Here is a 24,328-nt window from a genome sequence, read left to right as displayed (position 1 = left end):
GACTAAAATGGAGCAAACGAATGATATGAATGTAATTCAACGTATTCTGAACGACTATCCACTCCTGATTCTGGATGGTGCACTGGCTACGGAGCTTGAGCAGCATGGCTGTGATCTGGATGATCCGCTCTGGTCTGCACGTGTGCTGCTGGAGAACCCGGATGTCATTGTGCAGGTACACGCGGATTATTTCCGTGCAGGAGCAGATTGTGCAATTACTTCAAGCTATCAGGCCACTGTCGAAGGTTTCCGCAAGCGTGGCATTGGAGAGCAGGCTGCCCTGGAGCTGATTCGCAAGACGGTAGAGCTGGCTGCAAAGGCGAGAGATGATGTGTGGGCAGAAGTGCAGGGTGTCACAGTAGAAGGCAGCAGTTCAATGAGACCACTTGCAGAAGTGGCTTCGGGACGTGCCAAGAATATGGGAAGCGAGCAGAGTGAAAGTCGTACAGGTGAGCATACGGGTGGCGAGAAGCCGGGTCGTCCGCGCCCTATAGTCGCTGGCTCTGTTGGGCCATACGGTGCTTATCTGGCGGATGGTTCAGAGTATGTGGGGCATTATGGCGTATCGGATGAGACATTGGCAGCATTCCATCGTCCGCGTATGGCAGCGCTGGTTGAAGCGGGAGCAGATGTGCTGGCACTCGAGACGATCCCATCATTGCAGGAGGCTCGGGTGCTGGTTGAATTGCTCAAGGAATTCCCGGAGACAAGTGCCTGGCTTTCGTTCTCGTTAAAAGACGGGACAAGCATCAGCGAAGGCACACCGCTTCAGGTATGTGCACAGACATTTGGTTCCGAGCCGCAGCTTGCGGCGATTGGTCTGAATTGCGCTCCAATGGAAGTCGTTACGGAAGCGATCGGTATCTTGCGTCGTGCCAGTGATAAACCGGTTATCGTATATCCCAATTCAGGCGAGACTTACGATGCGGAAACCAAAACATGGAGCGGCCAAGGCTCCTGTGGCAGTATGAAGGACGCATCGGAGCAATGGGTTGCTGCGGGCGCACGGATTATTGGAGGCTGCTGCCGCACAACACCGCATCAGATTAGCGAGCTGGCGAAGAAGTGGCGGAATTAATAGACTTGATGTAGGGGTATGCACTGAACAGTTAAAGATACGTCTAGGTTGTAAAGAAGCCCTCACCGATCCATTACAGGATTAGTGAGGGCTTCGCCAGTATGAATTGGCCCTCACTATTAACGTGAGGAGCGCGCTATTTTTGTACTTTACAAAGAAACTATTTACTCAACTGCATGCTAACCAAATTCCGACCTTCATCGCTTATGATGTAAAGACCCGTTGTGTTATTGAGAAATAGAAATTCCTTATCCAGATCAAATTCGCTTTTCTTATAACTGGACAAAACGTTCAGGTTACTTGTATCCATAATAACAAGTTCGTCATTGCCATTCTTTGAAGTCAAAAACATAAAACTTGTACCGTCTATTGCCACATTGAGAGGTTCCCAGTAGCCATTATAATTATTTCGCAGTGGCAGATATGCACTCTCAGCAATTAATTTTCCTGCTGATGTATATAACTTAATTCTTTTGTTTTTAGCATCCACAAACAAAAAACGATCCTTCAACGCAACAATTGCTGATGAACTATCAAAACGAGTATTATAGGGAAGTTGTTTTGTCCATTTTATTTGACCTGCGCTGTTGTAAGCTTTTAAAATCATAGTATTTTCTTGGAGATTATATTGCATCAGAGTACCATCTGATAGAGCGATGAATTGGTTATAACCTTTCGTACCAACAATGGTTTTTATTTTTTTACCTGTGGAGAGGCTGTTAATGTGGACATCGGGATGATCACTGTATTTTTTGGAAATGATTACATCCCCTTTAATCTGTTCAATCAAGTATGGGAGCTTGAACTTTTGGCTTATCTTTCCTTTGGAATTGTAATGGTAGAGTGTACTTTTCTCTTCTGAGTCCAAAGCCAGATACAAACTTCCATTTTCTCTTGGAAAGGCCAACTCAGGCCAGTAGTAGTACGAGAATTTTAGCGGTAGCTTTGGCAAGGGGGCTGTCCATATGACTTGACCTGAGTATACATGCCTAGCACTCACTTTTTTCTCATCAAAAATAAACATATATCCATCATCAGAAAGTACATAGCCTCTGTTGAAAATTGGAATGGACCAAAGGAGCGCCCCTGTTTTGGCATCTAAGATGTCAATATAAGCATCATTATAACCTTCTTTAGTAACAATTAAACTCTGGTTCCCCATCGCATCTGTGACACTCTCTATTAAATGTGAGCTTGTGCGGCTCTGTCCACCGTTCGTAATATCATAACCCCATTGGAATTGCATAAGATCTTTAGCCAGAGCTGGCTCGGATGGGCTGGCAAGAAAGAAGCATAGACTGGCTATGAGCCAGTAGTTGAATTGCTTTAATTTCATGATTTGTAAACTCCTTATGTAATAGTCTTTTAATTGAATTATGGAGCTAACCTGTATTTTCTGATCGTCTGCCCATCGGGAGGCAGGAAAAACAATTCATTCTGGCCATTGATAAACAATTCATCTCGATTAAACCTAACATCGTTCAAATCGTTCTGTGATACCCGATAAAGCTCTCTCAGATTATTTGAGTCTCTAATGACGAGTTCTATTCCCTGTTCTGTATACTGGATGTACATAAAACTTTGTAGATCAACTGCCACTTTTAGCGGGCTATTTGGGTCACCTTGCATGTAAAAGGGGGCTTCATTGACTCCTGTAATCAACTTTCCATCTGAATTCAGAAGTAAAATATTGCCTGCAGTTTGTTCCAGATATAGTACACGATCATGAATGACAAAAATTTCTGGGGGCCCCTTTTTAAAAGAAAAGTCATACTTCCATTTCAAAGCTCCCGCAGGCGAGTAAGCCCTCAATTCAAGCTCACGGTTATTGATGAACTTCCGAGTAATGAGGGTCCCATCGTCTGTAACACTATTTCCGAAGGGTAATGTTGTTTCATTGGTCAGCACCGTCAGCTTCTTACCTGTAGAAAGATCAAAAACGTGAATATACGAGCTTTTATTGTCAGGTTGCCCTAAAATAAAATTACCTTCTACCGTATAGTGTTGCATATAGGGGAGAATAAACTTTTTGCTTCGTTTTCCCTTTTCGTCATAATAATACAGGGTCACATACTTATTTTTTTGATAAGTGAAAGCATAAAGTGCTCCGTTTTTGGTGAAATTCAAAGACTGACCTTCACGAAAATAAGGATATATGGAGGACCATTTTGGTTTGCCGGTTGTCAGATCGGAGACCGTAATGATATCATCAGATTTTTTTTTATAGTCATCTGTCTCAGTGTGCTTGAAACTATACATGTAACCATCCCTGGTTAACCCATAATCGAATTTTGGTTTGGACCATCGGATATCCCCGGTTTCACCACTGATATTCTCCTCATATATAAGTTTCTCGTTCACGACCCTTTTCACCAAAATGTTTAGATTTCCAGAGGCATCAAGTTTGAAGTAATGCGGAGTGAATCCATCCCCCCATCTGCCAGAATCAACCTCCTTGATCCACTCAAGCTGTGGCACAGCCGTGGCTTTAGCCGAAACCGATGATGTGTTTATTGACAACAATCCCAGACTCAGGATGCTAGTCAACAAACAAAACCGAATACAAGACCATTGCAACATAAACAACTCCTTAACTAAGACTAAGGTCAAACAAACTTAATCTGGTCCTACTGTTTCGTTTTTAATATCCTGTACAAGTCGTATGATCTCTGCAACACCTAATAACAGTAGTCCTGCTACAATGCCATTTACCATAACTGGCAGAGCCAAGGACCATTGGAATCCAATAACCTTGTTTTGTCCAACGATGATACTGGAGATAATGGATAGCAGTATGCTAATCCAAGCTACCCATTTCATAAGCTTGCTGGTTTTATTTTTGTTGTACAAAGAATTTAACTCCTTTTCCATAGTATTCCACCAGTTTATCATATCTAACTTCATAGGTATATAGGACTACTTTTTGAGTTTTGTATTAAATAATGTAGATATAAGTCATATACTGTCAAGTTTATTATCATTTATTGCGTGTTCTGCATCTATTCTCAATAACTAATTATACGTGGTGTCTGGCGAATTTCTCGGGATGCCAACCAGCCGCTGCTGCAAATATACTCAAACAGGCGAATAGAAGGATGCCCAAACGCCTTGCATTAACCCGTCAGTGATAAAGTTGCGATTCCAAGCGTAATGGAGGAACGAATATTTTTACATTTTGCCGGAGGAGAGTCACAGGAAAGTTTATTGCGGAGCATGTAGAAAAGTGTCGTTCGTAAGATGTAGAAAGGTGTCGTAATATGTAGTTTTCTTTGTCGAATTACCTTGACAGAGTATATACACCGTGACATAATACATTTCATACTAATTTACTATGAATTATAATTCATGGTTAGAATAACAGAGAGATAACACAACAAGGGGGATATAACAATGAAGAAGAAGTTTGTGCCGGGTATTCTTTTATTAGTGCTTGGGTTGATGATTGCCGGTTGCGGCAACAAAAACGAAGCAAGTTCAGGTGCGGGTGCGGAATCTGGTCAGAAGACGATTATTGCGGCAACAAGCGGCGTAAGTAACCCGTTCAGCTACGATAAAGACGGTACACTTACCGGTTATGATGTTGAAGTCATGAAAGCCATTTTCGAGAAGCTCCCTGAATATAAACTTGAAGTACAAGCGATTGAGTTTGAAGGCATTCTGACAGGTCTGGATAATGGACGTTTTCAATTAGGAGCCAACAACTTCAGTTCCAATCCAGAACGACGCAGCAAATATAATTTCTCTTTGCCTATCATCGAAAATGCTAACGTTTTTGTGGTACGCAAGGATGATAATACCCTTAAATCGATTGAAGATTTGAAAGGATACAAGGCAGTAACTGAAGTAGGCAACTCAGGTGCAACGCTGCTGGAGAACTATAATACAGAGCATCCGGATGCCAAAGCAGATATTATGTACACCGAAGAAAACTTTGTTAAACAATTTGAAGGCATTGAAGCCGGAAAATATGACGTTCGGATTATTTCTCGTGTTTCGGCGGAAAAAGCAATCAAGGAGCATGGCTTCACTAACCTGAAAGTTGTTCCATTCTCTACGGAAAATAGTGACCCCGGTTCCTACATCCTGTTCTCCAAGTCGGCTGATAGTGCATTGCTGGATGCGGTGAACAAAAGAATTAAAGAAATGTACAATGACGGTACATTGCTCAAGATCAGTGAAGAGCAGCTCGGCGGCGACTATCTGCCTAAGAAAGAATTGATGGAGTAGGGAAGGGGATCACATGAAATTTATCGTTACAGGAGACGCGTTGTTTTCCAGCAGTCATGTAGATAAAACCATGGACCCGAACCTGCTGGCTCTTTTAAAGGAAGCTGATGAGGTTTTCACCAATGCTGAATTTGTTACCCCGCGTAAAAATACAGTACCGGCCGCAGGCCGGGGATACCAGACCAGTGTACGTCCCAAAACGCTGGACGAGTTCGCACGTTTGAATATTCGCTATGTCGGCTTTGCGAACAACCACACGGGAGATTACGGCATCGAAGGACTTACGGATACGCTTGCTGAAGCGGAACAGCGCGGCCTGATTCCTCTCGGAGTTGGAATGAGTCTGCACGAAGCTCGTAAGCCGGTATTTATCGATACGGCTGATGGACGAATTGCCATCATTACGATTGGTGTAACACGCAGTGAAGTATTTGCTGCCTCCAATCCGGGGAACGGTGTTCCCGCCCGTCCGGGTCTGAACCCGCTCCGCTGGTCACGTACGTATGTGGTTAATGAGCAGGATTTCGAGACACTGAAGGGCATTAGCGAACGGATTGGCATTGCTGCAAGTATGGAAACAGGTAAACGGATTGAGACATTCAAAAGCAAATCCGAAAATCACTATGAGTTTGGATCATTGTTTGAGGGTTATCTGACCTTTGAAAAGGGCAACAACTCTCGCGTTAAAACAACAGCACATGCCCAGGATCAGCAGGAGATTCTGGAAACGATCCGTGATGCCAAGGAACGCAGTGATTTTGTTTTCGTGAATCTGCATACGCATGAGGGAGAGAATGAGGACTGGTATTCGGATTATCCGGCGGAATTTATTGAGACTTTCGCAAGAAGTGCTGTGGATGCAGGAGCTCATTGTGTATTCGGGCATGGTGCGCATTTTACAAGAGGTGTGGAGCTGTATCAGGGTCAGCCGATTTTCTATAACATTGGCAGCTTGATTATGGAATTCGAGGCGGGGGAATCCATTATATCTCCTGAGATGTTCACTGCTTACGGTTATGCAGAAAATGAATCTCCCTCCACGCTTCACAAGAACAGAACCAAAGATAGCGATGGAAACTGGCAGGGCTTCTATAGTCACCGGAAATTTTCGGAGAACTTCCTGATTTCGTTCGACCTGAATGCAGATCAGCAGAAGTTTGAGTATGAGTTAATTCCGATTGATCTCAGATTAACCGATGCCCGCGTGACCAAACGAGGTTTGCCTGTGCTTGCTTCGGAGGAGGCTACGGCTTCTTTAGTTGAAAGGCTTAATGATGTGAGCAAAGAGCGTTACAACACTGAAATTATACGCCAAGGCGAACGTTTAACTGTGAAAGAGTGGAAGTAATTCCGCTCTTGCTTTTTTTTGAAAATGAAGGTGGAAGGATGTAAACCATGGGAGAAATTTTCGATATTAACGCGGTATTTTCAGCCATCCCTCGTCTGTTAGAGGTTCTTCCTGTGAGTCTGCAGATTACGGCGATTTCAATGGTTGTAGGTCTGGTCTTTGCTTTGCTGTTTGCGGTGATACGCATGAAAAAAGTACCAGTACTCAGCCAGCTTGTCACGCTGTTTATTTCATTCATCCGGGGAACACCGATCATCGTACAGCTCTATCTGACGTATAACGGGATACCGCTGTTATTAAAGTTTATCAATCAGCAATACGGCACCGATTACAACATTAATGCGGTACCCGCAATGCTTTTTGTACTGGTGACATTTGCATTCAATGAGGCAGCTTACAATTCCGAGACGATTCGTGCAGCCCTGCAATCCGTGAACAAAGGGCAGATTGAAGCAGCGGAATCCCTTGGCATGACCTATCTTCAAGTGCTGAAGAGAGTTATTGTTCCCCAAGCACTCGTTGTAGCGATTCCACCTCTTGGCAATGCCCTTATAGGCCTGTTAAAAGGCACATCACTCGCGTTTGTTGCAGGGGTTATTGAGATGACGGCACAAGGTAAAATTATTTCGGGCAGCAACTTCCGCTTTTTCGAAGTATATCTGGCTCTGGCCCTCATCTATTGGGTATTGACCATTATTATTGAACAGATTCTTCGTTTTCTGGAGAAACGCTTCTCTATTCCTGACCCAGTGCAGCAAACGATGAATCGCGGCTGGTTTTCATGGGGAAGGAGGGGCATTTAATGATCAAGGTAAGTCATCTGTCAAAATCCTTCCATAACAATCTGATTCTGAATGATCTTTCGGTCGATATTCAGAAGGGAGATGTCGTGGCGCTGATTGGCTCTTCGGGTGCAGGGAAATCCACTTTTCTACGGGCTTTAAACTGTTTGGAAGCAGCCGATCAGGGTCAGCTGGATCTGGAAGGCTTCAAAGTTGATTTCAGTACAATTACGAACAAGCAGCGGCTCGAACTGCGCAAGCAGACGGCTATGGTATTCCAGCACTTCAACCTGTTCCAGCACCGAACGGCTCTGGATAATGTAAAAGAAGGCTTGAAGGTTGTCAAAAAAATGAATGATAAAGAAGCGACTGAACTGGCTAAATTGCAGCTGGAGCAGGTGGGCTTGTCCGAACGTGCACATTATTATCCGAAACATCTGTCTGGTGGTCAGCAGCAGCGTGTGGGTATTGCACGTGCACTTGCGATGAAGCCCAAGCTGCTGCTGCTGGACGAGCCAACTTCTGCGCTTGACCCGGAGCTTGTGGGTGAAGTGCTGCAGACGATCAAAAAGACAGCTGCTTCGGGACAAACGATGCTTCTCGTTTCGCATGAAATGAGCTTTGTTTATGAAGTGGCAACCAAGGTGTTGTTTCTGGATAAAGGTAAAATTGTTGAAGAAGGTACACCCGATGAAGTGTTTAACCACCCGAAATCGGAACGTGCCAAAGAGTTTTTGCACAATTATTTCCGCAACAAAGGTGAGCATCAGGTATAGGGCATACGAGGTTAACTCGTATCGTTCATATATAAAACGCTTTGGGAGTGACACACAACTGTATGTGTGAAGCCCAAAGCGTTTTTTATTTTGCTATGAGAAGCTATGTTACACATGTTCCAGATCATCCGTCGGTTCGTGCTGCCTGGATTTAAGATATTCTGCCGGAGATACGCCGAAGTGTGCACGGAATACCCGGTGAAAATAGGAATAGCTTGCAAAACCACAGGATTCGGCAATGTGCTCCAGTGTCATTTCACTGTATTTCATACGCTCCAGGGCAGCATTCAGACGGATTTCGATGGCATACTGAATCATGGTCTGGTTGTAATGTTCCTTGAATAAACGAACGGCGCGAGAAAGGCTGAGTCCGGCGTAACGTGCCGCTTCATCCAGCTTGAACGTCACGGTAGCATGTTCTTCGATAAAACGCTTGAGCTTGAGAGCCGAGGAAACGGCCCGATCGGTCTGAATGTTTTCCGTAATAGCCCGGTCAATGTACAGGCATAGTCCGCGCAGCAATGCATCCTTGAGCTCGGCATCTTCCTCCAGCGGCCCGCGCCGTTTCTCCAGCAGCAGGTTGCGCCACAGGCTGATCAGCTTGTCATCCAGTCCGATGCGGCTTACGGTAGGACGTGACTGGCGTTTCCACCACTTCTCAATCCAGCTGCCTTCACAGAACAGGTAGTAGTCGCCGCTGGACAAACGCCCTTCCTTATGAGGCTCGGCCACCACAAGGCGGTAATCATCTCCCGGTTTGAGTAAAAGCAAATCACCGCTTGTCATGCGGAATTCCTGCTCCTGCACGTATACTTTACACGAGCCTTCCGTCTGCAAGCGGAACAGATAAGTGGATAGCTCGCCTTTCATATTATGACTGAATGCCTTGTAATGATAGGAGTAGTCACAGATCAGTACGGATGTAGATGTGTCCGATGTGTGCAATGTGTTCAAGATGTACGCCTCCCCCTGATTCGATCCTGCTGTATGCGTGAGTCTGGCGATGCTCGAGTGAAGTTATATAGCCAAAGGATTGGACTACTTCAGGATGGAAATAAAATTTGAGCAGATAGTTCATGTTCTGACTATATTGTATATGTTCATTCTAGCCTGTTTTGCGTTAGGATGATACCAGATAGAGCAATGCAAGCAAATTTCGAGAGCAGAGGAGTATCTGTCATGAAAAAACTTAACATTGGTTTGCAACTTTTTACACTTCGTGATGAAACTGCAGCAGACTTTCGTGGTACACTGCGCAAAGTAGCCGCCCTTGGTTATGAAGGGGTCGAGTTTGCCGGATATGGCGACATCCCAGCAGAGGAAATGAAAGCGCTACTAGACGAGCTCGGTCTGAAAGGATTCAGCAGTCACGTATCACTGCATGCCATGCGCGAGGATTTGCAAAAACAAATCGATTACCTGAAAACGATCGGTGCACAATATATGATCTGCCCTTATCTGATGCCGGAGGATCGCCCGGACAATGCGGAAGGCTGGACCAAGCTGTTTGAAGAATTACAGCAGTATGGAGCCGAAGCGGCGAAGCAAGGCCTGATCTTTGGTTACCACAATCATGACTTTGAATTCCATGGTCAGGTTGGAGATGCGAATGCCTTTGATGCCATGTTCGCTCAAACGACACCGGAAGCGGTGCAGGTGGAAATGGACGTATGCTGGGTGCAGTTTGCCGGACAAAATCCGATCGAGTATATTAATAAATATGCGGGCCGTTTGCCGTTGCTTCACTTGAAAGATTTCAGCAAAGACGAGCAGGGTCAGATGAAAACACTGGAGCTTGGACAAGGCGAAGTAGATCTGCCGGCTGTAATTGAAAGCGCAACAAATGCAGGTGTAGAGTGGCTTATTGTGGAACAGGACGTATGCCAGAATCCGCCGCTCGAGAGCGTAGAGAACAGCCACAACTGGCTGAAGCAAAACTATTTGAACCAGTTTTAACTGCTCTAAATTTGAAGAGCGTTAACCTGCATTCGTTTAAGAAGTAACATCTGACCGTGTCAAACATGAATCTAATTGTCAAAGGAGAATTTTGTACATGAGTAAAATTAAAGTTGCTGTATTCGGCTGCGGAGCGATTGCCCAGCGCAGACATATTCCAGAGTACGCTGCCAATGAGAACGTAGAACTTGTTGCATTTGCTGATCCGGTTGTGGAGCGTGCGCAGGAAATGGCTGAATTGTACGGCGGTAAAGCGTATTCCAGCTATGAGGAATTGCTTGCCAATGAAACAACAGTAGATGCAGTGAGCGTATGTACACCGAACTATCTGCATGCACCTATGGCGATTGCTGCTGCCAATGCGGGCAAGCATGTGCTGGTTGAGAAACCGATGGCGGTTTCTACTGAAGAAGGCGAGCAAATGATTGAGGCCGCTAAGAAAAATGGCGTATATCTGATGGTAGGCCACAACCAACGTTTGATGCCGCCGCACGTGAAAGCAAAAGAAATTCTCGATTCCGGCCGTCTGGGCAAAGTGCTGAATTTCCGCACATCCTTTGGTCACCCGGGCCCGGAAGGCTGGAGCCTGGATGGAGCAGGCAGCTGGTTTTTCCGCAAAGAAGAAGCGATCATGGGCGCAATGGGCGACCTGGGCGTGCACAAATCTGACTTTATCCGTTATTTGCTGAACGACGAAGTATCCGAAGTGGCTGGTTTCATCAGCACGCTGCACAAAGAAGGCACGGATGTAGATGACAACGCTACATGTCTGCTTCGCATGAAGAGCGGTGCAATTGGCACGCTCGTAGCCAGCTGGACACAATACAGAGGCGGAGACAACAGCACCGTGCTATGGTGTGAGAACGGCGTGATGAAAATCGGTACTGTGGATGGCGACGAGGTGATCGTTGAGCTGACCAATGGTACGGTTGAGACGTACAAAGTGGGCGCTATGGCGACAAATGAAAAGCAAGTACCAAGCGGTGTGATCGATGCATTTGTTGAGTCCATCGTAACCAAAACGCCACCAACCATCTCTGGTGAAGAGGGCCTGCGATCTCTGCAAGTGATCCTGGCTGCGTTCGAGTCCCAGAAAACAGGTCAAATCATCAAGCTGTAGTGGGCCGGATAGGCTTGAATCTGCTTTTGGTTCGTAATCAGTAGTGGCATTTGCTACCGTAAGCAAATGAAGCGATGATTCCTTGTGTGCCTATGGTGTAGAATGAAAATATGAATTCAACTAAAGGACATTCTCCAGTGTGCAGTATGCTGGTGGATGTCTTTTTTTATGTGAGTGATCGAAGGAGAAGCAAATAAGCAAAGGTGAGCGAAACGTCAGGTCGGGCTAACGATCTCAGATGAGCTTATTTGCATGATTTTGGCAGTCTGAGAAATGTAACGATCTCCAGCGACGCTATTTCCTCAGAAACAGCTCAAAACGAGCAGATTTGAGTGTGAAATGTGGAAATAGCGCTTCTACGAATCGTTACATGTGAGGGTGGGCCAAAATGAGGTAAATAGTGTCATCTGGAATCGTTAGCGTTCCAGCTCAGCTTGTTGACTGCAGCCGATGGTTCCAGATAGGTACAAATGAGAATTTACGGTGGAGCGATAAAAAAGTATACTTTGCGACGTGTGCGTGTGCGTGTGCGTGTGCGTGTGCGTGTGCGTGTGCGTGTGCGTGTGCGTGTGCGTGTGCGTTACTCCACAGACAGCACATTATCGATCTATTCAAATAAAGGGATCAAGGCAAAGAATTCTTTGCCTTGATCCCTTATTGTTTGGTCGCATCAGCTTATTTAACGTCTTGTGTTTTTACGTTTAGCGAGTTTAAAACTTCAGGCGGTAACTTACAGGCCTGCCGGTTTAACCTCACTCGCCAGATCAATCCAGGCAATCTCTTCTAAGGTGAGCGTAATGCGTGAGCCTTCGTCGCAGGAGAGCAGCTCTGCCTGATTCTGTGCGCCGATCAATGCGCAGGTCGGGAAGGACTGATTCAATACGTAAGCCAGAGCAATCTGAATCGCTGTTGTGTTCTTCGATTCAGCCAATTCCCCGGCACGGCGCAGCCGTTCCCAGTTGCCATCGCTGTAGAATACACGTACCAGGTCAGCATTATCTCTTACTTCAGGCGTAAATCGGCCAGTGAAGAAGCCGCGAGCTTGAGAAGACCAGGACAGGAGCGGCAATTGTGTCTGCTCATGCCATGCGAGCGTCTCGGCATCTGCGGATACACAGCCTGCCCAGAATGGCTCGTTAGCCTTGGCGAGACTGAGGTTCGGGCTGCTGAACGTAAAGCCTTTGAGACCATGGGATGCGGCATAAGCGTTAGCTTCCTCCAGCCGCTGCCAGGTCCAGTTGGAGGCGCCGATGGCGCCGATTTTGCCAGATTCGATATGTTCGTTCAGTGCTTCCAGGATTACAGCGACAGGAATGTTGGGATCGTCCCGATGGAGCGCATACAGCTCGACATGATCCGTTTGCAGCCGCTCCAGACTATCCGTCAGATCACTGCGAATGGCATCCGCGTTCACACGAGGGCCGTGCTGATTGTGATGGGCTCCTTTAGTCAGAATGACCATCTGGTCGCGATTGCCGCGTTCCTTCATATAACGTCCAAGAACCTCTTCGCTCTGTCCACCGCAATAGATATGTGCTGTATCCACCGTGTTGCCACCGATCGCCAGGAATGCATCCAGGTTTGTCGCGGCTTTCTCATAGGCGTCATGCACGAAATAGTCTGTTCCTTTGATTAATCGGGAGACAGGTTTGCCTGCACCAGCGATTTCAATATATTCCATTGATTCATCCATCCTCTCTGATCAAAGACAATTAGTCTTATAGGGCTAATTCATCCTTAGGCTGCTGGCTCACAGCGTGATTCTTGTACGTTCCTCCGCTGAGCGAAGACAAGCTTCGAGCACTTTCATATTGGCTGCCGCATCCGAAGGGGCGAAACGAAGCTCTTTCCCTTGCAGCACAGCACGTGCCATATCGTCCCCCTGTAAAGCGTAGTGGTTGACCTGCTGCACTTCGACCTCGCGCCGCTCTCCACCTGAGGTAACAAAGAAGTTGGAGCTGCTGTCCTGACGAGCGATATAAGCAGAAGGCACTTCAATAATTCCGTCGGAGCCAAGCACCTCCAGCGTATTGCGGAAGGCCGCCCACATGCTGCTGTCAAAGGTAACGCCGACATGATTATCGAATTCAAGCAGACCGGACGCCATCATATCGACCTGATCATGCTCCGGCGAGAACATGCCAATGACCGTAACTGCCTTGGGTTCCTGCACTAACAGAAGCCGGGCCGCACTGATGGAGTAACAACCGATATCATACAGCGCGCCGCCGCCCCATTCTTTACGGAAACGCACGTTGCCGGATGAACCGGAATTGTTAAAGGAAAACGTACTGTGAATACCGCGGATCTCACCGATCTCGCCGCTGGCAATGATTTCACGAATCTGGTCATAACGCGGGTGATGGCGGTACATAAACGCTTCAGCCAGATGCACGCCTGCATCTGCACAAGCTTCAACCATTTCGAGCGCTTCCTTTTCGGTCAGAGCCAGTGGTTTTTCACATAAAATATGTTTGCCAGCCTGTGCTGCGCGGATCGTCCATTCCCGGTGCAGATGATTCGGCAGCGGAATGTAAACGGCATCAATGGAGCCATCCTCCAAAATAGCCTCATAACTCCCGTAAGCCTTTTCAATACCAAGTTTATCAGCGGTTTGCTGTGCTTTATCAAGGTCCCGGCTGGCGATGGCGGTAACCTCGTTCAACTCCGATTGCTGTAAGCCAGGAATGACAGAACCTATCGCAATGTTGGCGCTGCCAAGAATACCCCAGCGTAACTTTTGAACAGAATTCATAACTTGTTTCCTCCTGTAATTGAATGTATATTGTGATTATAATGAATAGATGAATGAATTAAAATGATAATATATTGAAGTTAGTTAACACAATATTGTTTAATGGAGTGAAGCACTATGATGAGACAGACGGTGCTGCTGACCCTGCAGGATATTCCCTACTTCTGTTACCCGGAGTCTGTCGGACATTATACCGATCATGAACAGCATTCCGTATTGCGAGAGGCAGGTGTGCTGAACAATTTCAATATTCATTATGTTGCAGCCGGCAAAGGATATGTGGAAGCAGACGGTGTCGTGCATGAGCTTAGGGCGGGTCAGGCGGTACTCTATTTTCCGCATCAGCGGCAGCATTATTATAGTAGTAAAGACGAGCCTTGGGACGTGCGGTGGGTGCATTTTTACGGAGAACGTCTGCATGATTATATGCTGGAGCGCGGGCTGCATCGCAATCTGTTATGGACGCTAAGGCAGCGTGCGTCCTGGGAGGAGGCACATCTGGCGCTGCTTGACGAGGCCGAGCAGAACAGGATGCTTCGTCCAGCGCAGCTGTCGACACTGACGTATGCTTTACTTGCAGAATTTGTGCAGCATGCCGTTCCGCTCAAAAATACACGGGCAACAAGCAAAACGGAAAGCCGGGTGCTGGCGTTATTGCCGCAGATGCAGCAGGAAGCGTGTGAGCCTTTTTTGTTACAGGACTGGGCAGATCGAGCAGGGGTGAGTACGTATTATTTTTGCAAAATATTTAAAAATGCTGTGGAGATGACTCCACTGGAGTTCATCACGCGCTCCCGGCTGCAGATGGCGAAGCAGTGGCTGCTTGAACGTCCTTCGGACAACATCGGGCAGATTGCGGAGGAAGCGGGGTACCCGAATGCCAGCTATTTTAACCGCCAGTTTATGGCACATGAGGGCATGACGCCAACCGATTATCGGGGACTGTATCACCACTAGCCGGTTCATATGAATCAATCTAACAAATGAAACGGTTTCCACGCTTAATTCCTAACAAGTCACATACAGCAGTGGCAATGGTTCAATTCGTAATCCAGCCGTAGCGAGTTATTGCCCTGCGCACTGCTTGGTGGGTTTGTTTGACAGGGCGTCCAATCAGGTCTATTATGGATAAATTAAATCCGTATATAATGAGGTGTACTCTCATGAAATATTCCAAAGCGACAAATTATGCGCTGCATACGATGCTGTATCTCGTCAGCACAGCGCCTGAGCAGCTGGTTAGTGTGCATCAGCTGGCTGATTTTCAGAAGGTTTCTCCAACGTACCTATCCAAAATTCTTACCAAGCTGGTAAAGGCGGGTATGATTGAATCCACATCTGGTGCCAATGGCGGTTATCGTCTTAGCCGCAGGAACCCTGATCCTTCTTTTCTGGAAATTATTCATGCGATCGAAGGCCGGGCCTCCTTGTTCGAATGCTCGCAAAACCATAATGCCGAATGTTTGATTCAGCAGGTGATGGTTCAGGCGGAGGAAGAGATGGAAAGTTTCCTGCATCGTAAAAAGATGTCCGAGCTGGCTTCTCAGATGAGAAATGCCCATTCGCTGTAATGTCCCTAGTCCCGGCAAGCCAGTTATAACAGATGGATGACGGTCTTCTGTATTCAAATTATGATTTGAAATCCCCCAATTCTCGTCAGAGATGAGGGGGATTTTTTATACGTGAAAGGGTGTGTTGACACTTAGAACAGACAGTTATGGCAGTACAATAATTCACAGTTGCGTCGGAGTTTTTGTGGTATAATAAGTTTCATTTGTATTTATATACCAAGTGAAGAGGCTTGTTTTTGAAATGATGAATGAGCAAAGGGGTGGCTTATGAAACACAAACAGCTTTCAATCCCGTTGATGCTGATATCCCTGCCAGGAATATTTCTATGGGTTTTACTCCCGATTTATATCAGAGAGCTTGGTTATAGCACGTTTCAATATTCATTAACCGTATCGATTCTATCTTTTACACAAATTATATTGAAGCTTGTACTGGGTAGAGTATCTGATCGCTACAGCCGCCATCATATATTTCTGTGCGCATTATTATGCTGCACGGTATCTTACTTTATCTATGCAGGAGCAACGACCTTATCTATTATAATTTTGGCAAATATTATGAATGGAATAGCCGGAATTCTGCTGATGATGGCATTAATCGGACTCATCTCGGACAGTAATCAAAAGTTAGGCCAACAAATGGGAGCCTTCAGCAGTAAGCAGCAGATTGGTCGTCTGGCGGGAGTAGGAATCTGTTATCTTGTATTAAGCAGTTACGAATTTGTCCATGGCTGGAGTGTGTTGTTTCTGATTTGTGGGTCAGCCTCTTTGCTCGGGTTTATTTATACGTTGAAATCGCCTGAAATCCCCAATAAAGAGATAACAAGTGAAAAGAAGGGGAAAGTCAAATTATCCATTGAGCAGCGTAAAATCTGGTGTTTTAATTTATGCCTTAGTATGGTATCCGCTATATCGGGTATCATTTTCATTCCATATATGCAGAAGGTGCACGGTGCCAGCATCGAACTTATCACTGTTGTATTCCTTGTGCCTATGATTATTTTTCCTTTTGTGAGTAAAAAATTGGGAAGGGTGGGAGATCAGAGAGGATATCGAAGAACGATTCTTGTGTCCATCGCTGTATGCAGCATGGGTGCACTCGGTCTGGCCTTTTCACCAAGTTTACTTTTGTTTGCGATTATCTGCACGGCAATGGACTTCTTTTCTACTGCTCAGGAGTATGCATTGGATGGTGCATTCATTAAAGGAACATCACAAGCTCATATTGGAGATGCATTCGGTAAATTCTCGATCAGTAACAATTTGGGAGGCATGGTTGGTGCTGCAGTCGGGGGATATATATTCGATACGATTGGCTCCAACGTGCCTTATATTGTGTTTGCTGTTATGATGTTATTACTTCTCCCATTAGGTTTATATCTGATTCCCCCGGGTAAAGAGCAGAACAGACAGGAGCGGCAAGTCTCTAGTTTTTTATGAAGACAGAATGCTACAATAAGGAAGGTCCTTTATCTACATACTTGATCGCAATCTAACATCTTTGGAGGGAAATATGTATGAGTCTAACAACAACGATGACCGAACTGGAGCAATTGCTGGCTCTGGAGCAAATTCGAAATACGAAGGCACGCTACTGCCGTTATATTGATACGAAAGCTTGGGATGAACTCGGTGACGTGTTTGCTCCCGATGCCGTTGCTGATTTCAGTACGGAAGGCAATCCAATTCCTGTTTTGACTGGTCGTGACACGATTGTGCAGGTGTTCCGTGATCTCGTAGATCCGGCGGTAACGGTACATCATGTGCATAGTGCAGAGGTTGAATTTGTATCGGACACAGAAGCGAAGGTTATCTCGCCTATGGAGGACTGGGTGACGTTTCCGGAAGGCAATGAGAATAAATCCTTCCATGGATTCGGGCATTACCACGAGACGTTTGTCAAAATTGACGGACAATGGTGCATCCAGCATACCAGCCTGAAACGTCTGCGCTTGGATCTGTTTGAATAGTTGAATAACATCGCACGCTCTACAGCTGCAAAATTCTAACGATTTCAGGGAGCCTTATTTCCCACTTTCGGAGTTGTACTTAAATCTAACGATTTCAGGAGAAGTTATTTCGCGAAATAATGCCAATTTTGCCCCCGGAGTCCTGTTTCTGACGAAATAGCGCTTCTGGGAATCGTTAGAGTTAAAATTCACTGAAAATGAGTCTAATAAGGCTTCTCCTGATCGTTAGCGCCGATGTAAAAGTGAAAAGTGTACATGCCGCATCCGCTGCGAAATCCGGCGCTGCGTCTGACACTACGTATAACCCCACGTCCGACGCTACGTCCACTGTTGTGTTCGGCGCCACATCTGGCGCTACGCTCAACCCCACGTTCTGGTTCGAACGAGACAGGATAGAGTTATCGACCCTCAACGTCATACAGCAAAGCAACGTGCGCTTGGAGCTGCAAATCTTGACTTTTACCGGGCTGCTTGTTGTTTCTGTGACTGCATTCTCAGATAAATTTGCGAAAAGATAACCGATGCGAGACCAACCGCAGTCATGCCCCAGAAAATAAAGCTATACGCCGAAGATAGCTGCATGTTCTGCATCGCGGTCAAGGCAACCCCGGTTACGGCTACGCTGAAAGCGCCGCTGAAAAATTGACTGAGCTGGAACAGTCCCATACCTGCGCCCACCTGATCCATGGACAGATTGCCTGACAATTCGTTGGATACGCTGGTCGTCAAGGAAGAGAAACCAACGCTGAGCAGCATATATACAGCCATGATGGCATAAATGCTTTGGTCTGCAAACAGAGCGAACAGTCCGGCAGCAGCAAGAAGCAGCCAAGGGGCGAATTTCAACAGCAACGTGTTGCCGTGACGGTCAATCATGCGCCCGATGCGGTTGGACAGCAGCATCGACACGAGCGCCCCCGGGAAAATCACAAGTCCTGATTGTGCGGGTGTCAGTCCGTAAAGATGCGCCAAAACCTGCGGCAGTAGGAACAATGTGGCGAAGTTATTGATGTAAGATACAATACCGAGCGAGCTGAGGATCATATATTTCTTGTCTTTGAAGAGTGCAGGTTGCACAAACGGATCAGCTGCGCGGCGAATGCGGAACCAGAACAGCAGCAGTGCGGTTACCCCAATAATGAGTGTGATGACCTGACGCGAAGTCAGGAATAACAAAATCCCGGTTGTACCGATAGCCAGCAAAATTGCGCCAAGCAGGTCAAAGGACCCTTTTTGCGGCGTCTCTCGCGGTAACAGTTTATAAAAAACAGGAATCAAAAATAGCGCTAAGCCAGTGACGATAAACAGATCATGCCATCCCAGAAACTGAGTAATGCTGCCGCCAAGCACCGGGCCTAGTCCCAGACCCAGCGAACTGGCGGACATGATAACAGCCATTGATTTACCCCGGCGGTCATTCGGAATGTAACGGGTAATCAGCACAATCGCAAGTCCCGGAACAGATGCTGCGCCTGCGGCTTGAACGAGACGGGCAATGAGCAGAATAATGAAGTGGTCACTGAAGAAACCCAGGACAGATGCGGCTCCGAGCAGTGTAAGCCCGGTGATAAACAGGGTGCGTATCGGCACAAAATCGGATAAACGGGAGAACGTAATCGAGGAAATCGCAAATACGATGGAATAACCCGTAACAATCCAGGAAGAAGCGACAGAGGTCAGCTTGAAGTCAGCCGCAATTTTGGGCAGAGCCAGATTAAACATCATCGTGTTCATTACGACGAGCACTACGGTAAAACCAAGTAATGCCACAATTAATCCTTCTTGTATGCTAGTCCGTTCCATCGGAGTTGCCGTAGCCGTGTTGTTCATAAAAACCTCCTATCATGATGTGTATTTCGCAACATTTCAGAAACGGTGTGTAACATTTGCAAAATGGTGTATAATGTCAGACCCTATGTTTCACAACAAGGGATGCTTGCGAAATTTATAAGTTCGATTGGTATCGAACATTAGAAATATATCATGGATGTATGTTAGAATACAATGCATAGTCTTAAAAAGGAGACTGCCTTATGAAAATTTTACATCATCCACAAGTAGCGGATATCGAGATTTCTTCTGTGCTTTATGCGCTCAGTGACCCAACCCGGCTGGGGATAGTGGCCGAAGCCGCCAGAAGCGGGGAGCAGCCATGTAGTCATTTTCATGCCCGTGTTGTGAAATCAACGATGTCGCACCATATCCGTACCTTACGTGAGGCGGGGGTCATTCGAGTCCGAGTACAGGGTACACAGCATTTTATTACACTGCGGTCTGAGGATCTGGAAGAACGATTTCCAGGGCTGCTTCAACCTCTTCTCCAAGCTGCAGCACAGACAAGCACAGAATCGCCAGAATAATTGTCCTTTCTTCGATACGAAGAAGGGGCATTTTTTATTTTTGGATAGATGCTCATGTATGACTCCATATTGACTTGAAAAAAGATTGCTCCTGATGCGACATTCTGTGTCGTCCCACTGCCTCTATAATGATGGTGAACAAAAACACATAAACCCTATTGAAAAGAGGTTCACAATCATTGGCTAAAACGAAAAGAGGTCGCGTTCTGTGGAGTCTTCCGTCCAGAGGACGGGGAACATGTCCAATATGCAGGAGTACCCGGATCAAATTGTTGTATACGCAAACGAAAACAGATGGTACGAGTCTGAAGGTTTGTAAAAAATGCTCTAAAGCCGTGCAGTCCAGAGTAGATCTGGCAGAGGCAAATGTGTAGCGCTGAAAGACAAAATACGTTAGGAAATGTATATGGATAACCTGTCATGGCCTGTTCTTCGGAACAGGCTATAGCCTTTTGTTATAATACAGGAATAAACGTTCGAATGATTAGAGGGGGGAAATCGCTTGAGTAGTATGCATCGGATTCATTGGTTTGATGAACAGATTCGCAGCGGGCGTTTTCCGAACAGCGGTGGCCTGGCCCAACAATTCGAGATATCTCGGCGTCAGGCGCAGCGTGATATTGAATATATGCTAAATACCCTCGGAGCCCCATTGGTGTATGTGGCCAAGTATCGAGGGTACTGTTACGAGGATCAGACCTTTCGTTTGCCGCATTTATATATGACGGATGAGGAGCAGGGAGTTCTCAAATATCTGGCTCATCGATATCGGCATTACGACTATGAGCATGCGGATACGGTGAAACGGGTGGCACACTTATTGGAACGTTTTACGATGGATGAGCACCTGCCTAAAGAGCCGTATCCGGTGTTTGCAGCATCGCCCAAACACCTTCAATGGTTTGAATTGTTGACTCATGCTATAGCGGATGCACGTAAAGTGTATATCTACTATAAGGATCATGAGGGGGAACATCAGATGATCTTCTGTCCAGTGAAGCTGACTGCCCAGTTTAATGCAGACTATGTGGCTGGTTATGAGACAGACCCGATGCAGCAGACACCGATTCGGCTGGAAAGCATCGTGCAGCTGACGCTGCTTGACGAACGCTTTGAATGCAACCAGGATACATGGATCAGCGGCTTGGAGGATGCATTGCCTGTGCGAAAACCGTTTGTGGCCGAGATTCGTTTCCGTGAAATGCAACGATCGGAGCGGTGGCAAGGGTACCGGATTCGGGAGCAAAAGGGTCAGGTCTGCTTGATTGAATTTTACGATGCGGACGTATTCATGCAGCATCTGTACGCTGCGGAGTGGGAGGAATTACTCTCCCCCGAATGGCTTAGACGCAAGCTTCTAAAGCGGGCAGAAGAAATTACAGAGCGGGTGAGCAGGGGACAGGACGGGGGAGAACATGATGGCTGAGAACATGCTGGAGCATCTGGTGATGACACGGGAGTCGAAGTCATTTGTGGACAGCCTGCATGCCATTTTAACGTATTCAGGTCAATTCCAAGGAGAAAAATATATGCTTGCAGGGTACACTGGCATGGCCTTTAAATTGTCCGTTCATAAGAGATTATTACCGATGTCGGTAACGGCTTACGGACAGTGGGGAGTTGCTCATCAAGGCGGGATCGACAATCTTGGCCTATTTACAATATATGATGGTGGACGCAGTCGTCATCCGACATTTGCTTATTATCAGCAGGATGCGGTGAATTGGGTCAGACGCAGTCTGGATGAAGGCAAAGGCGTCATCTACTGGATGCCCGAGTTTGGTGTTATTTATGGATATGATGATGCAGATCGGGTCTTTTATGTGCAGGATGGCTGGAGCAAGGAGCCGCACATTGTACTGTATGACAATTTCGGTCTGAATTTCACCGGTTTCTGGTACTGTCAGATTTTTGGTGATCAGGTGCAGCTTACAGAGCAGGAAATGGTGCTCGAATCTTTACGACTGGCCATTGAGGATTGGGATATTCCGTACCGTTTGCTGCCTGATCAGAATATAGCTTCTGGACGGCTGGCATATGACGTTTGGATTGAAGGACTTCGCTCTGGAGATTACGATGGTTCAGGAGCAGCCTACCTTCTGGATTCCTACTGCCAATCGCGTACCGAGATTCGAATGTATTTACATGATGTTCGCGGCTTATGGACTGAACTGGAGCAGGCATTGCTGTGTTATAACCGGATTGCTGAACGGATCCAGCAGATGAGAACCTTTCTGGTAAGGGAAGGAAATGGACTTGTGCTGCGGGAGGATGCCAATGAGGAACTTGCAAAGTGGCTTGGATATGCGAAATTACTCGAAGAACAGGCGGTGGATTCTTTTCGTACCATATCAGCGCAGTATGCCGATCGTAAACGATCTACGGTACCCCGCTGGGGCACACATTCCGCACGGTAGAACTGGGGATGGGGATGTACGATGAAGAAAAGGAAGGCAGAATGGATGCAGGAATGGGGCTCATAAAATGAAGAGAATGAGATTGTTGACTGATTTGGCTGATTTGATTCAACGACCGTCCCATGGTACCTCGTTTAATCTTAATACCGTTAAATGGCGATACGCAACAGGCACCTATACAGATACGTTATACCCTATTTTGTTACACAAAAAGTGGACACAGCTCCCACGTTATATGATTGCAGGCATGACAGCCAGTCTTTTTCGTTTCGTGGTCGATCGTCGTCTGACGAGAGAATCCATCTCGGCGTATAACTGGATGGCAGAAAATTTTGTTGCTGCCGATTTCATCGGAGTGACAGCCAGTCAGGCCGCCGGATTTTCCTTTGAACCGACGTTTCCTCTTTATCAGAAGCATGCATTACAGAATATCAAAAATTCGATCGGTCGGGGAACCGGGGCGGTGCTGTGGCACGATCAATTTGTGGTGGTTGTCGGATACGACGATGACGAGGAAGTCCTATTTTTTTGCACAGGAGATGATCCTGACGTGCTTCGTTTACCCTATTCCTTAGTCGGCCGGAATAACTCACCGTATTGGTATTTTCAAGTGTTGGAAGCTCACCAATCCATCGATATGTGGGAAGTGTGCAAGGAGTCGTTAATACAGGCTGTATTCAAATGGGAAACGCATGACTATATGCTGCCAGCGCAGGATTACGCTTGCGGTTCTGCCGCATACACCGCGGTTGCGGATGTGCTGCAGTCTGGAAACTATGAGAGCAATCAGGCGGCAGCGGTGCTTCGCTATTATGCTTATACAAGAGGGGAGATCTCCTCATATGTCAGAGCGCTTGAACATTTATCGCCGCATATGGATCAAGTGATTGTACAATACATACGGCTTGCGGATCTCTATGTATCTATTGTTGAAGTACTGGATAATTCCGCGGCGTGGGATGCAAGGGAACCGGAAAGTATACTGCGAGTTAGTGAACTCATTCGAAGCGCAGGGGATACGGAACAGGCTGCCATTGATGCGATTAAACATGCTTTTCCCGAAACGATCAACAACCGTTTTACGGATATTGGGCTCAGATAAAACGACGCACACTCCATCAGAAGAGCTGTACATTTAATGACATGTTAAACACCAGAAAGGCTATGTGCCCATCTGGTGTCTTTTTGCGTATCACAATGTTCCGAACGCAGTATTGTGGTACGTTGCTTTTATGAAAATAATATATAAAATTTGAAATAAAGGTAATCTGAATCCTGATTCATTCCGAATATTATAATAGATGGTCTTTTTTGGATGTGAATTCAAGGAATGAATGGGGGCAGAATGATGGTACGGAACCCGGAAACCCTTCAGGAATGTATCGAAAACGCAAGGCAGAGACTTTACCAGATGGCAAACCAATATACGAATCTGCAGCATCCGGAAGTCATCCGTCAGTCGATGGTGCTGGATGAACTAATTAATGAATATAACGATGCCAGAGGCTTCATTTCACAAAGGAACCATCATATTTAGGGTCAAGTGTACGAACGGCTGACTGAACCTCCGAGATAAGTCGTTCGCGTTCTTCGTAGAGCGGCATCTCTTCTTTGTCAAACTGAAAGTGAATCGTTCGGACATCGCCTTCAGACAGTGTTATTTTTTGAGACTCTAAGAAAGAGAGAAATGAGTCATCAAACCTTATTCCATCTCGATCCCGGTAGCAGTACATATAGTCAATATCCTTTTCTTCAAGCACTAACACACCTAGTTCTGTCAACTTCATCATTGTATCCTCCTTTACTTGCGATGTTACATTTATCCCTAGTATATATCCACAGAAGGCAACTGGAAAGAGTTGTATATTATATACGCTGAATAATTTATAGTATGAATGAATTTTTTCAAAGAGAAGGCTCCTGGTATGAATGTAATCATACGAAAGTCGGACAAGTTCAATATGAGTT

Annotated in this window: 25 protein-coding genes and 1 pseudogene; 18 read left to right on the top strand and 8 right to left on the bottom strand. The window is 46.2% G+C overall.

Translation table 11 applies throughout. The annotated features are described in order from the left end of the window. Nucleotides 1–25: 25 nt before the first annotated feature. Nucleotides 26–1,078 (top strand): annotated as a pseudogene (gene mmuM, locus IEW26_RS26845) (homocysteine S-methyltransferase); the annotation flags it as partial. A gap of 160 nt (nucleotides 1,079–1,238) precedes the next feature. On the opposite strand, the gene IEW26_RS26840 reads toward mmuM, so the two are convergent. The 3 genes from IEW26_RS26840 to IEW26_RS26830 are packed head-to-tail and all read right to left on the bottom strand — an operon-like array spanning nucleotide 1,239 to nucleotide 3,949. Beyond that, the gene (locus tag IEW26_RS26840) at nucleotides 1,239–2,414 is read right to left on the bottom strand and encodes a PQQ-binding-like beta-propeller repeat protein (RefSeq protein ID WP_188594621.1); all 1,176 of its coding nucleotides are present in this window, start codon (nucleotides 2,412–2,414) and stop codon (nucleotides 1,239–1,241) included. A gap of 38 nt (nucleotides 2,415–2,452) precedes the next feature. Then, nucleotides 2,453–3,658, bottom strand: a complete 1,206-nt coding sequence (locus IEW26_RS26835) for a hypothetical protein (protein ID WP_188594620.1) — start codon at nucleotides 3,656–3,658, stop codon at nucleotides 2,453–2,455. Nucleotides 3,659–3,694: 36 nt separating this feature from the next. Beyond that, nucleotides 3,695–3,949 (bottom strand): hypothetical protein, encoded by a 255-nt coding sequence (locus tag IEW26_RS26830; protein ID WP_188594619.1) that lies wholly within the window; start codon nucleotides 3,947–3,949, stop codon nucleotides 3,695–3,697. Between the two features lie 519 nt (nucleotides 3,950–4,468). On the opposite strand from IEW26_RS26830, the gene IEW26_RS26825 reads away from it, so the two are divergent. The 4 genes from IEW26_RS26825 to IEW26_RS26810 are packed head-to-tail and all read left to right on the top strand — an operon-like array spanning nucleotide 4,469 to nucleotide 8,211. Next, nucleotides 4,469–5,305, top strand: coding sequence for a transporter substrate-binding domain-containing protein (locus IEW26_RS26825; RefSeq protein ID WP_111272682.1), 837 nt, complete (start codon nucleotides 4,469–4,471; stop codon nucleotides 5,303–5,305). Nucleotides 5,306–5,318: 13 nt separating this feature from the next. Next, nucleotides 5,319–6,653 (top strand): CapA family protein, encoded by a 1,335-nt coding sequence (locus IEW26_RS26820; RefSeq protein ID WP_188594618.1) that lies wholly within the window; start codon nucleotides 5,319–5,321, stop codon nucleotides 6,651–6,653. A gap of 47 nt (nucleotides 6,654–6,700) precedes the next feature. Next, nucleotides 6,701–7,456, top strand: coding sequence for an amino acid ABC transporter permease (locus tag IEW26_RS26815; protein WP_111272684.1), 756 nt, complete (start codon nucleotides 6,701–6,703; stop codon nucleotides 7,454–7,456). Beyond that, nucleotides 7,456–8,211, top strand: coding sequence for an amino acid ABC transporter ATP-binding protein (locus IEW26_RS26810; protein WP_188594617.1), 756 nt, complete (start codon nucleotides 7,456–7,458; stop codon nucleotides 8,209–8,211). The genes IEW26_RS26815 and IEW26_RS26810 overlap by 1 nt, the downstream gene beginning before the upstream one ends. A 108-nt stretch (nucleotides 8,212–8,319) precedes the next feature. Here the strand turns inward: IEW26_RS26810 and IEW26_RS26805 are convergent, their stop codons facing one another. Further along, nucleotides 8,320–9,165 (bottom strand): AraC family transcriptional regulator, encoded by an 846-nt coding sequence (locus IEW26_RS26805; RefSeq protein WP_268237081.1) that lies wholly within the window; start codon nucleotides 9,163–9,165, stop codon nucleotides 8,320–8,322. Nucleotides 9,166–9,390: 225 nt separating this feature from the next. On the opposite strand from IEW26_RS26805, the gene IEW26_RS26800 reads away from it, so the two are divergent. The 3 genes from IEW26_RS26800 (at nucleotide 9,391) to IEW26_RS26790 (ending at nucleotide 11,937) form a co-directional block, all read left to right on the top strand. Further along, a complete protein-coding gene (locus tag IEW26_RS26800) occupies nucleotides 9,391–10,167 on the top strand; it encodes a sugar phosphate isomerase/epimerase family protein (RefSeq protein WP_145334688.1) in 777 nt (258 codons plus the stop codon). 97 nt (nucleotides 10,168–10,264) lie between these two features. Further along, nucleotides 10,265–11,287 carry a Gfo/Idh/MocA family protein gene (locus tag IEW26_RS26795; protein ID WP_145406622.1) on the top strand — a complete coding sequence of 341 codons (1,023 nt, stop codon included), beginning with the start codon at nucleotides 10,265–10,267 and terminating at the stop codon, nucleotides 11,285–11,287. A gap of 470 nt (nucleotides 11,288–11,757) precedes the next feature. Then, a complete protein-coding gene (locus IEW26_RS26790) occupies nucleotides 11,758–11,937 on the top strand; it encodes a hypothetical protein (protein WP_188594616.1) in 180 nt (59 codons plus the stop codon). 80 nt (nucleotides 11,938–12,017) lie between these two features. Here the strand turns inward: IEW26_RS26790 and IEW26_RS26785 are convergent, their stop codons facing one another. Together IEW26_RS26785 and IEW26_RS26780 are read right to left on the bottom strand one after the other, a co-directional pair. Next, on the bottom strand, nucleotides 12,018–12,968 hold the full coding sequence (locus IEW26_RS26785; protein ID WP_188594615.1) for an aldo/keto reductase: 951 nt from the start codon (nucleotides 12,966–12,968) through the stop codon (nucleotides 12,018–12,020). A 69-nt stretch (nucleotides 12,969–13,037) separates the two neighbouring features. Continuing rightward, nucleotides 13,038–14,042: a Gfo/Idh/MocA family protein gene (locus IEW26_RS26780; protein WP_188594614.1), complete on the bottom strand. Its 1,005-nt coding sequence runs from the start codon at nucleotides 14,040–14,042 to the stop codon at nucleotides 13,038–13,040. A 117-nt stretch (nucleotides 14,043–14,159) separates the two neighbouring features. Between IEW26_RS26780 and IEW26_RS26775 the strand changes: the two genes are divergently transcribed. From IEW26_RS26775 to IEW26_RS26760, 4 genes are all read left to right on the top strand, one after another. Further along, a complete protein-coding gene (locus IEW26_RS26775; RefSeq protein ID WP_188594613.1) occupies nucleotides 14,160–14,999 on the top strand; it encodes an AraC family transcriptional regulator in 840 nt (279 codons plus the stop codon). 206 nt (nucleotides 15,000–15,205) lie between these two features. Then, complete coding sequence (locus IEW26_RS26770) at nucleotides 15,206–15,613, top strand: RrF2 family transcriptional regulator (protein WP_111272692.1); 408 nt, start codon at nucleotides 15,206–15,208, stop codon at nucleotides 15,611–15,613. Nucleotides 15,614–15,880: 267 nt separating this feature from the next. Further along, complete coding sequence (locus IEW26_RS26765; protein WP_188594612.1) at nucleotides 15,881–17,053, top strand: MFS transporter; 1,173 nt, start codon at nucleotides 15,881–15,883, stop codon at nucleotides 17,051–17,053. A 77-nt stretch (nucleotides 17,054–17,130) separates the two neighbouring features. Continuing rightward, the gene (locus tag IEW26_RS26760; protein WP_111272694.1) at nucleotides 17,131–17,583 is read left to right on the top strand and encodes a nuclear transport factor 2 family protein; all 453 of its coding nucleotides are present in this window, start codon (nucleotides 17,131–17,133) and stop codon (nucleotides 17,581–17,583) included. Nucleotides 17,584–18,042: 459 nt separating this feature from the next. On the opposite strand, the gene IEW26_RS26755 is transcribed toward IEW26_RS26760, so the two are convergent. Beyond that, nucleotides 18,043–19,413 carry an MFS transporter gene (locus IEW26_RS26755; protein WP_188594611.1) on the bottom strand — a complete coding sequence of 457 codons (1,371 nt, stop codon included), beginning with the start codon at nucleotides 19,411–19,413 and terminating at the stop codon, nucleotides 18,043–18,045. A gap of 203 nt (nucleotides 19,414–19,616) precedes the next feature. On the opposite strand from IEW26_RS26755, the gene IEW26_RS26750 reads away from it, so the two are divergent. The 6 genes from IEW26_RS26750 to IEW26_RS26730 all read left to right on the top strand — a co-directional run bounded on the left by IEW26_RS26750 (nucleotide 19,617) and on the right by IEW26_RS26730 (nucleotide 23,897). Then, nucleotides 19,617–19,943: an ArsR/SmtB family transcription factor gene (locus IEW26_RS26750; protein ID WP_188594610.1), complete on the top strand. Its 327-nt coding sequence runs from the start codon at nucleotides 19,617–19,619 to the stop codon at nucleotides 19,941–19,943. Nucleotides 19,944–20,122: 179 nt separating this feature from the next. Beyond that, nucleotides 20,123–20,317 (top strand): hypothetical protein, encoded by a 195-nt coding sequence (locus IEW26_RS30480; RefSeq protein ID WP_111272697.1) that lies wholly within the window; start codon nucleotides 20,123–20,125, stop codon nucleotides 20,315–20,317. Between the two features lie 137 nt (nucleotides 20,318–20,454). Continuing rightward, nucleotides 20,455–21,369, top strand: coding sequence for a helix-turn-helix transcriptional regulator (locus tag IEW26_RS26745; RefSeq protein ID WP_229730065.1), 915 nt, complete (start codon nucleotides 20,455–20,457; stop codon nucleotides 21,367–21,369). After that, nucleotides 21,359–22,360: a cysteine peptidase family C39 domain-containing protein gene (locus IEW26_RS26740; RefSeq protein ID WP_229730063.1), complete on the top strand. Its 1,002-nt coding sequence runs from the start codon at nucleotides 21,359–21,361 to the stop codon at nucleotides 22,358–22,360. The genes IEW26_RS26745 and IEW26_RS26740 overlap by 11 nt, the downstream gene beginning before the upstream one ends. Nucleotides 22,361–22,427: 67 nt before the next feature. Further along, nucleotides 22,428–23,462 (top strand): hypothetical protein, encoded by a 1,035-nt coding sequence (locus tag IEW26_RS26735; protein ID WP_229730062.1) that lies wholly within the window; start codon nucleotides 22,428–22,430, stop codon nucleotides 23,460–23,462. Between the two features lie 243 nt (nucleotides 23,463–23,705). Further along, nucleotides 23,706–23,897, top strand: a complete 192-nt coding sequence (locus tag IEW26_RS26730; protein ID WP_373288584.1) for a Spo0E family sporulation regulatory protein-aspartic acid phosphatase — start codon at nucleotides 23,706–23,708, stop codon at nucleotides 23,895–23,897. Here the strand turns inward: IEW26_RS26730 and IEW26_RS26725 are convergent. Then, nucleotides 23,869–24,150 (bottom strand): hypothetical protein, encoded by a 282-nt coding sequence (locus tag IEW26_RS26725; RefSeq protein ID WP_229730061.1) that lies wholly within the window; start codon nucleotides 24,148–24,150, stop codon nucleotides 23,869–23,871. The genes IEW26_RS26730 and IEW26_RS26725 overlap by 29 nt on opposite strands. Between the last annotated feature and the right edge of the window lie 178 nt (nucleotides 24,151–24,328).

Origin of the sequence: Paenibacillus silvae, from assembly GCF_014639235.1 — a bacterium.
Classification (GTDB): domain Bacteria; phylum Bacillota; class Bacilli; order Paenibacillales; family Paenibacillaceae; genus Paenibacillus; species Paenibacillus silvae.
The sequence above is the reverse complement of the archived record's forward strand: the minus strand, read 5'-3'. Positions and strand labels throughout refer to the sequence as shown.